Origin of the sequence: Pseudoalteromonas sp. NEC-BIFX-2020_002 (assembly GCF_013002825.1) — a bacterium.
Classification (GTDB): Bacteria; Pseudomonadota; Gammaproteobacteria; order Enterobacterales; family Alteromonadaceae; genus Pseudoalteromonas; species Pseudoalteromonas neustonica.
The window spans coordinates 19,499-35,807 of sequence record NZ_JABEPJ010000012.1 but is presented as its reverse complement, the minus strand read 5'-3'; the positions used below and the strand labels follow the sequence as shown (position 1 = coordinate 35,807).

At 40.3% G+C, this 16,309-nt stretch carries 15 protein-coding genes; 9 read left to right on the top strand and 6 right to left on the bottom strand.

All coding sequences use genetic code 11. The features are described from left to right. The first annotated feature begins 213 nt into the window (after positions 1 to 213). Positions 214 to 903, top strand: coding sequence for a spermidine synthase (locus tag HJP15_RS14030; protein ID WP_054206881.1), 690 nt, complete (start codon positions 214 to 216; stop codon positions 901 to 903). Between the two features lie 13 nt (positions 904 to 916). On the opposite strand, the gene HJP15_RS14025 is transcribed toward HJP15_RS14030, so the two are convergent. The 4 genes from HJP15_RS14025 to HJP15_RS14010 all read right to left on the bottom strand — a co-directional run bounded on the left by HJP15_RS14025 (position 917) and on the right by HJP15_RS14010 (position 5,104). Continuing rightward, positions 917 to 2,503, bottom strand: a complete 1,587-nt coding sequence (locus tag HJP15_RS14025) for a methyl-accepting chemotaxis protein (protein ID WP_054206882.1) — start codon at positions 2,501 to 2,503, stop codon at positions 917 to 919. A gap of 297 nt (positions 2,504 to 2,800) precedes the next feature. Beyond that, positions 2,801 to 3,238, bottom strand: a complete 438-nt coding sequence (gene dtd, locus HJP15_RS14020) for a D-aminoacyl-tRNA deacylase (protein ID WP_170174028.1) — start codon at positions 3,236 to 3,238, stop codon at positions 2,801 to 2,803. Continuing rightward, entirely contained in the window at positions 3,226 to 4,179 is a 954-nt protein-coding gene (locus HJP15_RS14015) for an alpha/beta fold hydrolase (protein WP_170174027.1), read from the bottom strand. Before HJP15_RS14015 ends, dtd begins: the two co-directional genes overlap by 13 nt. A 31-nt stretch (positions 4,180 to 4,210) precedes the next feature. Then, positions 4,211 to 5,104, bottom strand: coding sequence for a virulence factor BrkB family protein (locus HJP15_RS14010; protein ID WP_054452905.1), 894 nt, complete (start codon positions 5,102 to 5,104; stop codon positions 4,211 to 4,213). Between the two features lie 87 nt (positions 5,105 to 5,191). Here HJP15_RS14010 and HJP15_RS14005 point away from each other — a divergent pair, with 87 nt between their 5' ends. The 3 genes from HJP15_RS14005 to HJP15_RS13995 all read left to right on the top strand — a co-directional run bounded on the left by HJP15_RS14005 (position 5,192) and on the right by HJP15_RS13995 (position 7,717). Next, positions 5,192 to 5,848: a DUF2959 domain-containing protein gene (locus HJP15_RS14005; RefSeq protein WP_054206886.1), complete on the top strand. Its 657-nt coding sequence runs from the start codon at positions 5,192 to 5,194 to the stop codon at positions 5,846 to 5,848. 142 nt (positions 5,849 to 5,990) lie between these two features. Then, a complete protein-coding gene (locus HJP15_RS14000; protein WP_170174026.1) occupies positions 5,991 to 7,082 on the top strand; it encodes an MBL fold metallo-hydrolase in 1,092 nt (363 codons plus the stop codon). A 101-nt stretch (positions 7,083 to 7,183) separates the two neighbouring features. Then, a complete protein-coding gene (locus HJP15_RS13995; protein WP_170174025.1) occupies positions 7,184 to 7,717 on the top strand; it encodes a methylated-DNA--[protein]-cysteine S-methyltransferase in 534 nt (177 codons plus the stop codon). A 306-nt stretch (positions 7,718 to 8,023) separates the two neighbouring features. Here the strand turns inward: HJP15_RS13995 and typA are convergent, their stop codons facing one another. Continuing rightward, on the bottom strand, positions 8,024 to 9,847 hold the full coding sequence (gene typA / locus HJP15_RS13990) for a translational GTPase TypA (RefSeq protein WP_169328167.1): 1,824 nt from the start codon (positions 9,845 to 9,847) through the stop codon (positions 8,024 to 8,026). A 509-nt stretch (positions 9,848 to 10,356) separates the two neighbouring features. Between typA and glnA the strand changes: the two genes are divergently transcribed. From glnA to HJP15_RS13965, 5 genes are all read left to right on the top strand, one after another. Further along, positions 10,357 to 11,763: a glutamate--ammonia ligase gene (glnA, locus tag HJP15_RS13985; protein ID WP_054206891.1), complete on the top strand. Its 1,407-nt coding sequence runs from the start codon at positions 10,357 to 10,359 to the stop codon at positions 11,761 to 11,763. A 133-nt stretch (positions 11,764 to 11,896) separates the two neighbouring features. Continuing rightward, positions 11,897 to 12,409: a DUF4124 domain-containing protein gene (locus HJP15_RS13980; RefSeq protein ID WP_231659121.1), complete on the top strand. Its 513-nt coding sequence runs from the start codon at positions 11,897 to 11,899 to the stop codon at positions 12,407 to 12,409. Between the two features lie 90 nt (positions 12,410 to 12,499). Further along, positions 12,500 to 13,570 carry a nitrogen regulation protein NR(II) gene (gene glnL, locus HJP15_RS13975; RefSeq protein ID WP_054206893.1) on the top strand — a complete coding sequence of 357 codons (1,071 nt, stop codon included), beginning with the start codon at positions 12,500 to 12,502 and terminating at the stop codon, positions 13,568 to 13,570. Positions 13,571 to 13,587: 17 nt separating this feature from the next. Beyond that, entirely contained in the window at positions 13,588 to 14,976 is a 1,389-nt protein-coding gene (gene ntrC, locus HJP15_RS13970; RefSeq protein ID WP_054206894.1) for a nitrogen regulation protein NR(I), read from the top strand. A gap of 20 nt (positions 14,977 to 14,996) precedes the next feature. Continuing rightward, complete coding sequence (locus HJP15_RS13965; protein ID WP_054452909.1) at positions 14,997 to 15,455, top strand: cyclic nucleotide-binding domain-containing protein; 459 nt, start codon at positions 14,997 to 14,999, stop codon at positions 15,453 to 15,455. Here the strand turns inward: HJP15_RS13965 and HJP15_RS13960 are convergent. Continuing rightward, on the bottom strand, positions 15,444 to 16,247 hold the full coding sequence (locus HJP15_RS13960) for an arylamine N-acetyltransferase family protein (RefSeq protein ID WP_054206896.1): 804 nt from the start codon (positions 16,245 to 16,247) through the stop codon (positions 15,444 to 15,446). The two genes, HJP15_RS13965 and HJP15_RS13960, sit on opposite strands and share 12 nt — an antisense overlap. Between the last annotated feature and the right edge of the window lie 62 nt (positions 16,248 to 16,309).

Genomic DNA, 16,309 nt, shown 5'->3' with positions numbered 1-16,309 from the left:
AGGCCGCCATAAACAACTCATTAAATTAAAACATCTACACACGCGAGCGGTTTATTTAATAAGAATGCGGTCTGTTATTATTTGCAAACTACCATACTCGATTTGATAAACACTTGGAATACGACTTTGGTTAGCCAAGAGAAATAACTATTGTTACCTGTAAAACCTAGCGGACAAGCTGGCACTTTACCTTGACTCATCTATTCTCATGTAATGGAATATTTATTAAAAGCAAACGGGACAGTAAAACAGTGTTTTGTTGAAGACTGTCACCGTATAGGGCAATTACTATATTGGCAAAAATGCGGCGCTGATTGCATTCAAGTGCGTGAGTATAAACAACTTCGTTGGTTACTCATCAACGACACACTTCAATCAGTGGTAACAACGGACGATCCCAGTCAGCTACACTTTCCTCACTTACAGCACTTGGCAAAGTTATGGCAGTCAATTCCAGTTCCACAAAGCATATTGGAGCTTGGCCTAGGCGGTGGTGCTATACATAACTATCTACGACTCACCTACCCTAATTGCAATCTAATATCGATAGAAAAAAACCCGGACATAATTCATTGCTACACACATTTTTTTGATAAAAAAAGTGACTCAAATTTACGATGTTTAGATGCTGAAATAGAGCTTGAAAGAGAGCAGGTATATGACTGGATTATACTTGATTTATTTAGCAAACTCGATGTTCCACTATTTTTATACAAGCAGCAGTTTTATCGAAAAATCTATAAAAAACTATCAAAAAATGGCTGCCTGTTTATTAACTTCCTTTCCCAACATGACTCTCAATTAAAACAACTCGAATCGATATTACTTAGTACATTTTCAATACAACCCACCATAAAGCACATCTCTGGTTATGCAAACCATATTGTACTGTTGAAAAAATAACGGTCTATTTACTCTACTTTGATTTTTGCGCCCAAAAATGTTGCGCGATACTATTTAGAGCAGTTGAATGCGTTTGTAAAGCTGCGCATTTAGCAATATTTTGCTCAGAAGATTGTAAACCGCTTTCACTATAATCCTTAATTTTTGTAACATTTTCAGTTATCTCTTCCGCAACTTTCACTTGCTGCTCAACTGAAGTCGCAACCTGAATATTAAGATCCAGAATATGATTCATCTCCGTGCTCATATACTCAATTGATGTTTTAGCTTGGGTCGTTGAATCCACACTACTCGATACGCGTTGCTGTGCTTTTTCCATTGCGGCAACAGCGGATTTTGTACCTTGATTTATCTTCTCTATTGTCTTCACAATTTCTTCTGTGGACTGATGGGTTCTATTAGCCAAAGTACGAACCTCATCTGCAACAACAGCAAAACCACGACCTTGCTCACCTGCTCTTGCAGCCTCAATTGCTGCATTTAAGGCTAATAAGTTAGTTTGTTCTGCAACCGAACGTATAACAGCAACTACATCATTAATAGCTGCACCATCTTTTTCTAATTGCTCTACAACGCTTGCTGCATTGTTAACATCATTACTTAGCTCGTTCATATTATTAACTGCTTCTTCAACCTGTAATAAACCTTGTTGAGCATACTCATGTGTCGATTTTGCTGCGCTTGATGTTGCATGTGCATTACTCGATACTTCATTAAAACTTGCAGACATTTGAGTAATTGCCGATGCCATGGAGTCTGTTTGCTGATATTGCATCGACACACGAGAATGATTTTGTGACAACTCATGCTCTAAACTATTTAATGCATCGCCCATATTCACTGATGCATCATTTATACGCCCTACAATCGCTCCAGCTTCTTTACTTAACACCTCCAGCGCCAGTAACACCTTGTTCGCTGCATTATTATTTCCCGTATAAATATAGGTAGCTAATGGATCATCTACTATCGATTGTGCTTTTTCGATTACTTTATGCCATTGCTTTGATTGCCATAATAAACTGGTCAATAATAAACACATAGGGATAAGCGGTAACCCTAGTGCACTACCTAAAGAGGCTTGAGTGAAATTAAAAATCAAAAAGGCTGTTAATAAATAACAAAATAAAACCCCACACACCATAAACATTGTCGCAGAAGCCTTCTCCCACCAAGGGATTCTAAATTCCCCTCCGCTTTGTAATTTTTTGTATAAATTTTCAGCTCTATTTTTAACGGAGTCTTTTGGCCTCACCCTAATCGACTGATATTCAATTTGACCTGTCGCTGTCTTTAAAGGGCTTGCATAAGCGTCGACCCAATAATGGTCACCATTTTTACAGCGATTTTTAACTATTCCCATCCACGATTTACCTGATTGCACACATTGCCAAAGGTCAGCAAACGCAGCAGGAGGCATATCTGGGTGACGAACAATATTATGATACTGACCAATTAAATCAGCTTCATCAAATCCAGAAATGGCTATAAAATCTTTATTTATATACTTTATTTTACTATCGGGAGATGTAATCGAGAGAATATTAACAGAGGAAGGTAACTCGATGTTCTTTTGGGTTACGGGTTCATTTTTACGCATTATTGATTCACTACCTTTGTAAACACCAATATTATTGAAGCGAGGCCCTACTCAAGCTTGCTTGCCACTTTTTAGGCTCTACGGACTTTTTATTATTGTAGTAGGGAATCAGCTAATGGGTATAAATAAGCAAAAATATATACCCAAGTCCCCAAAATATCAGTTTATGTAGGAATTAAAAGCGATGTAGGCAGGCATTGATTGTAAAGGATGGTTATTCCCTTGTTAAAATAAATAACGCAATATAAATCGTTTTAAATCAACTTTTGGCATCTTGAAGTGAGTTGGATAGAGTAGCTATATAGTGAGCAAAAAAGTCACTGGCCCGTCGTTACATAAACTCACCTGCATATCAGCAGCAAAGCGTCCTGTTGCAACGTTCAGCCCCGCAGCTTTTGCTTGGCCTACAAAGTATTCGTATAGCTCATTTGCCTGAGCAGGTGTAGCCGCAGACGAAAAGCTCGGCCGCATACCTTTTTTTGTATCTGCAGCAAGTGTAAATTGCGAAACAACCAGTAATTCGCCTTTTATATCTTTCAAGCTGAGATTCATTTTATCGTTTTCATCACTGAATATACGATAGTTACTCACTTTATGAAGTAGTTTATTTGTGGTGTCTTTATCGTCATGTTTTTCAACACCTAATAACAGTACTATTCCTTGTTTTATTTGACCTACAAGCTGATCATCTACCTCTACCTTTGCGTGTTTTACTCGCTGGATTAATCCTTGCATTTATTCCTCGTTAATTTGATATACATAAGATCGGCTGCTCGCCTTGCTGCCGCTAAATATACCTGATTATCAACACCGTGCCCAACACCATCTAAAATCAATAGTTGTGAGTTCAGGCTACTTGCAAGTCGTTGAGCAACACTAAAGCGACACACTAAATCTTGGCGTCCATGAATAAACCAAATAGGTAAATGAGATAAACAGTCGCCATGCTGCGCTATATGATTATCATCTATAAAGCAGTGATTAATAAAGTAGTGCACCATTAAACGCGCCATATTTAAACCATGCTGCGGGCAACTAAGCGTCCATTGTAGCGACTGCTTCCCTTGACTTAAAACAGCCTCCCACTGGCACCATAACTTAGCAAATCGACTGGCACTTATTTGATTCTCACTAGCCAATTGCTGTTCGTAGAACGCTAAAATACTCATTGCATCAGGTAAATCATGAGAAAACTTAGCGTATAGCTCAGGGTAAAACTGCGCACCGGCACCTTGCGAGCTGTATAACCACTCTAAATCAGCATGTGCAGCTAAAAATGTACCACGTAAAATCAACCCAAAAACATGCTCTGTATGCTTAATTGCATAAAGTAAACACAAGGTTGCCCCCCACGAAGCGCCAGATAGCAACCATTTGGTAATGCCTAGGTAAGCCCTCAAATAATCGAGATCTTTGATTAAGTCAGCCGTTTCATTCGCGATAAGGTGATGAGGAGTTGATAAACCGCAGCCTCGTTGGCTATATAAAATAATGCGGTACCGGGTTGGGTCAAAAAAGCGGCAGTTGTCAGCATGTAAGCCCACACCGGGCCCGCCATGACAAATCACAACGGGTAAACCATTGGGGTTACCGTATTCTTGCACATGTATCTGGTGTCCATCCCCCACACTCAAATGAAAATCGTGGTAGGGGGTTATGTTCGGATATAACGGCATATTGCTGGCTCCTAACAAAACACATTGCTATTTAACGGATGTTTTCCTCCTCATCAAGAATGATCTCAGGCGTATCTTCGATATCTTTTGGGCTTATGCACACGGTAAACTCAGCACCGAGCAACACCACAACCCACGACAAATACACCCAAACAAATAAGATGGGGATTGTAGCCACCGCACCATAAATAACTTCGTACGAAGGAAAGTGACTAATATAAAGTGCAAAACCTTTTTTAGTTAGCTCAAAAAGTAACGCCGCAAAAAAAGCACCCGGTATCGCAGCTCTAAACGATACTCGCGTATTAGGCACTAAAGTATAGAGCATAATAAAGCCAGCCATAGAAATTAAATAAGGCAGTAGTTTAAGTAAAAACCCACTGAATCCTGGAATCCCTTGATCAGCAAACGACACTAAAGATACTATGTATGAAGTCACACCAATACTTGCGCCTAATAACAATGGCCCTAAGCTTAATACCATCCAATAAACTGCAAACGAAATCATCATTGGGCGTTTATGTTTTATGCGCCAAATTCTGTTCAGTGTTGCGTCCACATTGCGGATCAAAAGCAGTGCTATTGCGGCTAAAAAACCGATACCGACAGCGGTCATTTGATTGGCATTACCAGCAAAAGAGCTAATATGCTCCTTAATCACATCAGAGGAAGTCGGTACAAAATTGGTGAATAAAAAATTTTCTATTTCGATTCTTGTAGATTCGAACCCCGGAAAAGCCGAAAATATTGCCACGCCAACTGCTATCAATGGCACTAAAGATAACAAAGTAACATAGGCTAAATAACCTGCATTAACAGTGATTTGGTCATCAATGCAACGATTTATATACTGCATCCACCAACCAGGTTGTTGACGTATAAACGAAGCTGCTTGCTGCCTATAGTGCGTGACCTTATCGTTCATAAAGTTAACTTTTTACAAAATAATTTTGATTATCATAGCAATCGCCCACATAATTTGCAGTATCAACGGATTTAAAAAGAGATCTCAATGAAAAAAAGTACATTTCTCAGCGCACCACTTTTAGCACTCACCCTAGCTTTATCGGGTTGCCAATCTGCCTATTACTCAGCAATGGAGTCTGTCGGTGTACATAAACGCGACATACTCGTTGATCGTGTAGAAGAGGCAAAGGAATCACAAGAGGAATCGCAAGAAGAATTTCAATCAGCATTAGAACGCTTAACCACTTTAATTAATTTTGACGGTGGCGAGTTACAAGAGGCTTATAACCAACTTAATGATGATTACGAGTCAAGCTTGAAAGCTGCTGAAGATGTAACCACCAACATCAATAAAGTTGAAGACGTTGCGGACGCGTTATTTGACGAGTGGGCAGATGAACTTGAGCAATACAAAAGTGCATCTTTAAAGCGTGAAAGTAGCAAAAAACTTAATTCGACTAAGCGCCAATTTGACCAACTACTGCGCTCAATGCGAAGTGCCGAAAGCAAAATGGAGCCAGTACTTTCATCGTTAAAAGATAATGTATTGTACTTAAAGCATAACTTAAATGCGCAGGCTGTAACCGCCATAAAAGGTGAATTTACAAACCTTAAACGCGATATTCAAATATTGATGAATGATATGAACAAGTCAATTGCTGACTCAAACAAATTTATTGAACAAATGAATAAAGCAGGATAATAATCCTAGGATCTAAAACTATTAAGCCCATTCACTGTAATGGGCTTTTTTATTGTTATTTTTTGTTACTTTTAAAATGTTTTTTAATCGGCTGTTTTTGGTACACTTTTATGCAGTTAAAATTACAAAGCGTAAATAAACAATGAAGGTATACGGTGTTGGTTTAATCATTGCTTCGTGCTTATTGGCCGCGTGTGGTACGCCCAATCAAGTGACCCAGATAACCGCACCAGATGCTGTTATTGCACAATACAAAGAGGGTGATCGTGCTGGTCGCTACCATAATGTATACCCAAAAAAGCAAAATTACCCGACCACCTGCGAAACTGACTGCTACCCTGCTCACCCCGATTTGCTGTGTGAAACGAGCGCTGAAAACTGCCAGTATCAAGGTAGGCAAACACTGCCACAGTTAAATACCAACTACACTGTCCGCTGGCTGGGTCACGCTAGTTTTTCGATCAATACCCCAAACGGTCAGCATATATTATTTGACCCTGTAAAAGCGCAGTTTGATTCCCCCGTTGATATCGCATTTAAACTTACAGGAGGCATCTACCGTCAGCCTGGCGCTTGGTTAAATGAGCAAGAGTTAGCCAATATTGATGCCGTTATGTATTCACATATCCATTATGATCATTTCAATAAAGCCGATATAGAACTCATAGGTAATAAGCCCTATTACTTAACGCCACTTGGTATGGCGGATAACTTTCCTACAGGTGGTTTTAACATCAGCGAAATGCCGTGGTACTCAAAAACCAATATTGATGATTTAACGATCCACGCAGTGCCAGCTCATCATTTTAGCAATAGAGTACTTATTCCCTACATCTACGATGATGACAATAAAGACTCATGGAATGGCTGGTTGCTAGAACAAAATGGTAAAACTTTATTTTTTGCAGGCGACACGGGCTATTCAAAACACTTTCAAGACATTCAGCAAAAATATGGCGATATTGATGTATGCCTAATACCCATCGCTTCTTACTATCATAAAGAAAACGGCAAATGGTATCGCTATGTCCATACCACACCGGAAGACGCGCTAAACGCAGCACAAGAGCTTAATTGTAAAGTTATGATACCGTGGGGCTATGGCAACTCAAGTTGGCAGATGGGCGATCACAGCAGCCATTCTGCGTTACTGCGTTTATTGCATATGTATAAAAAAATGGATTCACAAGTACCGCTATATATTCTTAATGAAGGTGAAAGTGTGCAATTGTAGTCATTAACAAGCTGTAGAGCATTCGACGATATTACTGAGCGAATCAGACAATGTACGTTTTAGCGAAACCACTTAACTTTTCAACGAGGGAAACGACTGCAATGTTTGTCGATTATATTGATACACCGCTAGGGTGTGTTGAATTTAAAGCATCAGATAAAGGCATTACTCAAGTTATATTTTCTGGGGAAATAAAAACCCACGTCATAGCCAGCGATATAACAACTGAGTGTAAAAAACAGTTACATGAGTATTTCGCAAAAGCACGCAAAGAATTTGACCTGCCCCTTGATCCTAAAGGAACAGATTTTCAAAAATCAGTGTGGTGCTGCTTATCAAACATTCCCTATGGTGAAGTCGTCACGTATTTAGACATCGCTAAAATGGTGAATAAGCCCAAAGGCTCTCAGGCCGTTGGCGGCGCTAATGGCCGAAATCCTATTAGCTTAATTGTACCGTGCCATAGAGTGATAGGCAGTAATGGCTCACTCACAGGCTATGCAGGAGGAATTGAGCGTAAATTGTGGTTACTCAGCCATGAAGGCTTTGAAGTTAAGCCATCAAAAGAAAGCCAACAACTCGACATTCAAAATGTGATTCATTCACGACAAGCCAAAACCGAGTTTTTAGCTTAACCTCTGCCCTGTTATTATTCACCTTGAAATTACTGAGTTACTTAAACTGTAGGTCGAGATTTATCCCGAAAAAGTAATTACGTTAGCGCCTGCGCGAGGTAAATTCCCACCTATGGTGTTAGCTTTAGTGTCTAAATCTGTTTTAGGTAAAGCTTTATGTGGTTGTCTTTCACCTACACCAATCTACCCAACCACGCTTGTTCTAATCTGACCGCTTATAGCTTACAACTCTTGTTTTCACCCACTAAAAAGCCGCTGTATCTTACAATACAGCGGCTTTTGAAATCATTATTCTAAATTAATAGATTATGACTTAGGTGCACGACCCGCACGTTTACGTTCGTTTTCTGTAAGGTGACGCTTACGGATACGAATGTTTAGTGGTGTAACTTCAACTAGCTCGTCATCATCGATGAACTCAAGCGCTTGCTCAAGTGAGTAGTTAAGGTGCGGAGAAAGCGTTTGCGCTTCATCTGTACCAGATGCACGTACGTTAGTTAACTGCTTGCCTTTAAGGGCGTTAACTGTAAGGTCGTTATCGCGGTTATGAATACCGATAACCATACCTTCGTATACTTCAACACCGTGACCGATGAATAAACGGCCGCGTTCTTGTAAGTTGAATAATGCGTTAGTAAGTGCTTTACCCGTTGCATTTGCAATCATTACGCCGTTCTTACGAACACCGATGTCGCCACCTTTGTGAGGACCGTAATGATCAAACGTATGGTACATAAGACCAGAACCCGATGTAAGCGTCATGAAATCAGTTTGGAAACCAATTAAACCACGGCTAGGGATCATGAAATCTAAACGCATACGGCCTTTGCCATCTGGAGTCATGTTAGTAAGTTCACCTTTACGTAGGCCAACTTGTTCCATAACAGAACCCTGATGCTCGTCTTGACAGTCAATAGTTACTGTTTCATACGGTTCTTCTAGAACGCCATCAACAGTACGTAAGATAACTTCTGGACGAGAAACAGAAAGCTCGTAACCTTCACGACGCATGTTCTCGATTAAGATACCTAGGTGTAATTCACCACGACCAGAAACACGGAAGCTATCTGGGCTAGCAGTATCTTCAACGCGAAGTGCTACGTTGTGTACTAATTCTTTGTCTAAACGCTCACGGATATTACGTGATGTTACAAACTTACCTTCTTTACCACAGAAAGGTGAGTTATTTACAGAGAATGTCATTGTTACAGTTGGCTCATCAACACTTAGTGGTGGTAATGCTTCAACGTTTCCTGGGAAACAAACTGTATCAGAAATCTTAAGCTCACCAATACCTGTTACAGTTACGATGTTACCAGCGTAAGCTCTATCAGTTTCGATACGCTCAAGACCTAGGTAGCTTTGTACTGCGCCAATTTTACCGTTACGTGTTGTGCCATCAGCACTGATAATAGTAACTTGTTGGTTAGGAGCAACAGAACCACGTTTGATACGACCAATACCAACTACGCCAACATAAGAGTTGTAATCTAGTTGAGAGATCTGCATCTGGAAGTCACCTTCAGGATCTGCATCCGGTGGTGATACTTCGTCAACGATCATCTTGAACATAGGTTCCATGTTGTCTGATGGCTCGTCTAAATCTAGTGTTGCCCAGCCGTTGATAGCTGAAGCGTAGATTACTTTAAAATCTAACTGTTCGTCAGTTGCGCCAAGGTTGTCGAATAAATCAAAGATTTGATCCATAACCCAATCAGGACGTGAACCAGGCTTATCAACTTTATTGATAACAACGATTGGCTTTAAGCCCTGTGCGAATGCCTTTTGCGTAACGAAACGCGTTTGTGGCATTGGACCTTCTTGAGCATCAACAAGTAGTAATACTGAGTCAGCCATCGAAAGTACGCGTTCAACTTCACCGCCAAAATCGGCGTGTCCTGGAGTATCTACGATATTGATATGGTAATCGTTCCATGAGATGGCTGTGTTTTTAGCCAAAATGGTAATACCACGTTCTTTCTCAATGTCGTTTGAGTCCATCACGCGCTCTTCGTTACCGCCGCGTGTTTCTAATGTACCTGATTGCTCAAGTAGTTTGTCAACCAGTGTTGTTTTACCGTGGTCAACGTGCGCGATAATCGCTATATTTCTTAACTTTTCGATGCTCATATATTCACTCAGAGAAATTGAATCTCAATGATCCTGCAGGGGCTTTACGCTCTCACCCGCGTTTTCACGAGATGTCCCAGCATTGGATTTAAAAGGGCGCATATTATCCCCTATAAATGACATGGATGAAAGTTTATCCAATATATATTTCAAAACTTTCTTAATAGTTCCAATAAGTATCTGTTTTATATATGACATTTTTATTAATTTAATTTCTGAATTAACTCTTATTTTGTACATTCATTACATTTCATGCCATATTTTGACAGTATTTTATAAGTAAGTTAGTTTTACAGCTGTGTTTATAATTCATACAAGTCGTACCAAATCCCGTTACGCACCAAAATGATCTTTTAACGCTTCATATTGGTGCAACGCAATAGGTAGCATAACGTAGAACTATAATTTTTAAACCTATAAACAAAGACTTATAAATATGGCACAGAAAACGCTTACTATAAACAAAAGCAATTATGCAGCAAAAATAAAACCCAACAGTTGGAGGACACATGTCACAATCGGTTTTAGATTTTATTAAAGAAAATGACGTTAAGTTCGTTGATTTACGCTTTACTGATACAAAAGGTAAAGAGCAACACGTTTCTATTCCTCATCACCAAGTTGATGAAGATTTCTTTGAAGACGGTAAAATGTTTGACGGTTCTTCAATTGCTGGCTGGAAAGGTATTAATGAATCAGACATGGTATTAATGCCTGTTGCTGAATCAGCTAAGCTAGACCCTTTCACAGAAGAAGCGACATTAATCTTACGTTGTGACGTCGTTGAGCCTGCAACATTACAAGGTTATGAGCGCGACCCGCGTTCAGTTGCTAAACGCGCTGAAGAGTATATGCGTTCTACAGGTATTGCTGATACAGTTTTATTTGGCCCTGAACCTGAGTTTTTCGTATTTGATGATGTTAAATACAAAACGGATATGTCTGGTTCAATGTACAAAATTGATTCTAAGCAAGCTGCTTGGAATTCAGATAAAGAATATGCAGATGGCAACACAGGTCACCGTCCTGGTGTTAAAGGCGGTTACTTCCCAGTTGCTCCAGTTGATGACTTCCAAGATTGGCGTTCAGCTACGTGTCTCGTTCTAGAAGAAATGGGCCAAGTAGTAGAAGCACATCACCACGAAGTAGCAACCGCTGGTCAAAATGAAATCGCGACTCGCTTTAATACGATGGTAATTAAAGCAGATGAAATCCAAGAGATGAAATATGTTATCCATAACATGGCTCATTTATATGGCAAAACTGCGACTTTTATGCCTAAACCAGTTGTTGGTGATAACGGTTCTGGTATGCATTGTCACCAGTCTTTAGCTAAAGACGGTGTTAACTTATTCGCAGGCGACAAGTATGGCGGCCTTTCTGAAGATGCACTTTACTACATCGGCGGTATTATCAAGCATGCTAAAGCAATCAACGCGTTTGCAAATGCGTCGACTAACTCGTACAAGCGTTTAGTACCAGGTTTTGAAGCGCCAGTTATGCTTGCATACTCTGCACGTAACCGTTCTGCATCAATTCGTATTCCAGTGGTTCCGTCTGAAAAAGGTCGTCGTATCGAAGTACGCTTCCCAGATCCAACAGCTAACCCATACCTTGCATTTTCTGCAATGTTAATGGCAGGTCTTGACGGTATCAAAAACAAGATTCACCCTGGCGATGCAATGGATAAAGATTTATACGACTTACCTGCTGAAGAAGCAGCTGAGATCCCAACTGTTGCGGCATCACTTGATGAAGCACTCTGTGCACTTAGCGCAGACCGTGAGTTCTTAACGCAAGGTAACGTATTTACTGATGACTTAATTGATGCTTACATCAAACTTAAGAGTCAGGAAGTTGAAAAGCTTAACATGACAACTCACCCAGTTGAGTTTGAAATGTACTATAGCTGCTAATAACGCTGTAGAGAAAATTATCTAATAGATAATATATATGTGTTCTCAAGGCCCGTTTTACGGGCTTTTTTTATGGTAAATTTGGTCATTATCCACTACAGTTTAATTAGTGCAAAAAATGCAGGACTGTACAGTGAAAAAAACAATTTTATTACTTTTAAGCATGTCTTTAGTTAGTATTAACAGCTACGGCGGTGACAAAAAAATCTACTCGTGGAAAGACAAACATGGCGTACTGGTATTTTCTGACAGCCCTAGAGCAGGAGCCCAAGAAATTAAATTATCAAGCCAAAATTTATCTATGCCCGCTGTTGATATTACCGTGTTAAATGAAGACAAGCCCGCTGCGGTGGTCAACTTTAAAATTGTTATTGCTTCACCCACTAATGAAGAAACTGTCCGTGAAAATACAGGGTCTGTTTACGTTACTAGTAGAATAGTTCCACGCTTTGAGAGCGGTTTTAAAATTCAATTACTCGTTGATGGTGTCGCATTCGCTAAGCCGAGCAACACGGGTACTTTTGCACTTCGTGATGTAAACCGCGGTGAGCACACATTGCAATTGAAACTATTTAACTCCGAAGGTTCTGTGGTCTCGGTTAGTGAAAGCAGCACTTTTTTTATGCATAGGGCATCGTCTTTGTAAGAATAGTGTTTTTTCTACCACGACACATTTCTTGTACGTAACTCTGTGATAAGCTGCTAAATATCATCAACGCACTAAAATGGTGCAACCATGCCCAACAATAATATTTTCCGCCCCGAACTCCTCGCAAGTATTTGGCAAAATCTGACTACGGCCGTTATTTTACTTGATGAACGTTTTACCCTTGTGTACGCCAATGACAGTGCGAGTGAGCTATTAGGCTTAGGCCCTAAACGTATTTTAAAACAATCTTTCGATAGCCTATTTAGTTACCACTCAATTGATTTAAAACGAATAGCGCAATACGCTTTAATTGATGGTGTAGATTGCCACCAGCACAGAGCTGACGTAGTTTTCGTTGATTCTCGCCATGCTAAATTAGCGATTAGTGCACGACGCGTTATGCTAGAAAATGCCTATTATATTTTGCTCGAATGTCGGCAAACGGATGATGAAATCCGCCACGATCAAGCTTCAAATCAAATGCACCAATATCAAGCTGCACGTAACCTAATTAGGGGGCTTGCGCACGAAATAAAAAATCCTTTAGGTGGTATTCGTGGAGCGGCGCAATTATTGCAGTATGAGGTTGATCAGCAAGAACGGGATGAATGCGCTGAGCTAATTATTGAGCAAGCAGATCGCTTGCGAGAACTGGTTGATAGATTACTAGGGCCGAATCAATTACCGCAAAAATCATACGGTAATATTCACCAAACCTTGGAGTCGGTTATCAGGTTAAGTACTCTCGACAACTGTGCCAACATCAGTTTAGAAAAAGATTACGACCCGAGTATACCCGATGTGTTTATTGACCAAGGTAAAATTCAGCAAGTTGTGCTCAATATCGTACGTAATGCGCAGCAAGCATTAGTGAACGGTGGTGTAATCAAAATTAAAACACGCATCAACCAGCGCCAACGACGCCCCGGAAAACCCCCTAAAAAGGCCTTGCAGATACAAATTTCAGACAATGGACCAGGTATAGATCCTAGCATTAAAGAAACGCTATTCTACCCCATGATCACGAATAAAGAAGGTGGTTCTGGCCTAGGCCTTTCGATAGCGCAAACCTTGATCGACCAACACAATGGCTACATCGAGTGTGATAGCTGGCCTGGTCATACAGAATTTAATATATATCTGCCGTTTGTAGATTAAGCGGTTTTGGAGCACCTATGAAAACAGTTTGGCTTGTAGATGATGATGCATCAATTCGTTTCGTACTTGAAAAAGCCCTCACCCGTGCAGGATTTAACGCTGAAAGCTTTTCTAATGCACAAGATGTCCTCACTGCACTTAAATTTAGCCAACCGACTGTGCTTATTTCTGACGTACGTATGCCCGGAATGGACGGTATGGCACTGTTAGAACTAATAGCAGAGCAAAACCCAGGGCTGCCAGTTATTATCATGACCGCGCATTCAGATTTAGATTCAGCAGTCAATGCGTTTCAAAAAGGTGCTTTTGAATACTTAGCCAAACCATTTGATTTAAATGAAGCCGTCAGCCTTGTTGAAAGTGCGTGCCGTGCGAATGCGACAAAAAAGACCAAGCGTAAGCAAGCTCCCCCCAAAAGTGCGCACATTATTGGTGAGGCCCCCGCTATGCAGGAGGTGTTTCGTGCTATAGGTAAACTATCGGCATCAAGCATGAGTGTGCTCATTAATGGTGAGTCTGGTACAGGCAAAGAGCTTGTCGCCAGTGCTTTGCATAACCATAGCCCACGAAAAGAAAATCAATTTATTGCTTTAAACATGGCCGCCATTCCTAAGGAACTGGTTGAGTCAGAGCTCTTTGGGCACGAAAAAGGTGCCTTTACAGGTGCTGATAGCGTACGTAAAGGCCGTTTTGAACAAGCTAATGGCGGCACCTTATTTTTAGATGAAATCGGTGACATGCCATTGGATGTGCAAACACGCTTATTACGCGTATTAGCAGATGGTGAATTTTACCGTGTTGGTGGGCATCAAAGTATTAAAGTGGATGTGCGTATTATTGCTGCAACACATCAAAACCTTGAAGATCTCGTTAAGCAGGGTAAGTTTAGAGATGATTTATTTCACCGTTTAAACGTCGTCAGGTTACGCCTTCCCGCGCTACGTGAACGCACCGAAGATATAGAACGCTTAGCGCAACACTTTTTGCATAAAAGCGCCAAAGACTTGCAAGTAGAAAGCAAAATTCTTAGCCCAAAAGCAACCGATCAACTGCGCTTATTCAACTGGCCCGGAAATGTTCGTCAATTAGAGAATACTTGCCGCTGGCTAACCGTTATGGCACCGGGTGAATTAGTCAGTGAGCAAGATTTACCTCCTGAGATTCTCGAAGTAGAGGCGTCGCAACAAGAAGGTGACTGGCTCGATGCATTTCAGCAATGGCTGAATCAAGAGCTTAAACAAGGTAAAGAGAATATTTGGCCTAACGTACAAGCTCAATTAGAAACCCGCCTGATTAAAACGGCACTAGCCAACTGCGCTGGACACAAACAAGAAGCAGCAGTAAAAATTGGCTGGGGTCGTAATACATTGACCAGAAAATTAAAAGAGCGCAATATTAATTCATAAAATAACAATATTGGTTTTTGATGAAGTTAATCGAGCACATTCCTCTCATAAAACAGATGGAAATTATTAATAGACTGAATTTTTTTAAAGAGTTCTCACTCAACGAACGACAAGTTTTGCTTGAATCATTCAGTCAATTATATTTAATTAGCCAAAGCCGTTTTTTATTTAAGCAGTTTGATAACGACAAACGCTTATACATTGTTCTCAGCGGTGCCATTGTTGTCTATAAACACAGCCACTTACTTGACTTAGGCACAATTGAGCCTGGTGAATTTATTGGTGAAGGCGCATTTATTAACAACCGAGAGCGTAGCACCAGTGCACGCGCCAAAAGCGACACTATCGTGCTTGCTATTACACCTGAAGCACTGACTCGCTTACCTAATGTGATCCGCGAAAAAATTAAAGATCGTATTATTGAAGGCATGAGTGAACGCATTACAAAATTAAATGACTACCTTGAATCACGCGGCTAATTTGCATTTAAACAGCTTCTCAACGAATGTCTCAGGTACCTGAATTTTAAATACCTCTGTAATCAACTGATACAATTGTGCTGAACTTGTAATGGCTAATTCGGTGCTGTGCTTGTTCTTTTCATTCCAATAAAAATACTGATTGTTACGAATTAGAAAGCGCTCTGAGTCGGCTATACGCGATACGACTAAGTTATTTACAAATGCGGCACTTTGATGTTGATGACTATAAAAGTGAGCAATCTCACAATCACTTTCATAAAATTCACCGAGCTCAATACGATAAATATATTTGAGCTCTGGCTGAGTTTGCTTAACTTCAATGAAATTATCAGTACGTTTTACTTGGTATGTATTCACCCCTTGCTGATGCAACCCTGATTTATCAATAGGCAGCGGTATAATTGGTGTACTAACACCAAAGCCAACATCAATTAAATATTGCTTGTTATCCAAGGTGAGCAGAATGAGACGATGTGAGCGTGGGTTTTGTGTTTGGCCATTGAGCATTACACGGCCAATAAGTATTTTTACATCAAAACCAAGCGCCTCTAGTGCAAGGTGAAAAATTTTATTGTGCTCAAAGCAATATCCGCCCTCGCGCTGCTCTATCAAACGCTCAAACAATATTTTAGGCTCTAAACTTAGCACTTTATCTTGTAGTGCATTGATGCTGCTAAAGCTGTATTGCGCTAAATGCGCGGCTTGCATGTGTGAGACTAAATCTAAATCAAGCTGAGCATGCGTGTTAACTAATAGTGTCGCAAGGTAGTTTTTTATATAAGTGGGCATAGTTAGTCCTTTAAGGTATATAGGGTATCTAGAGTATGCACACACTTTAAAACCTCAAGCTA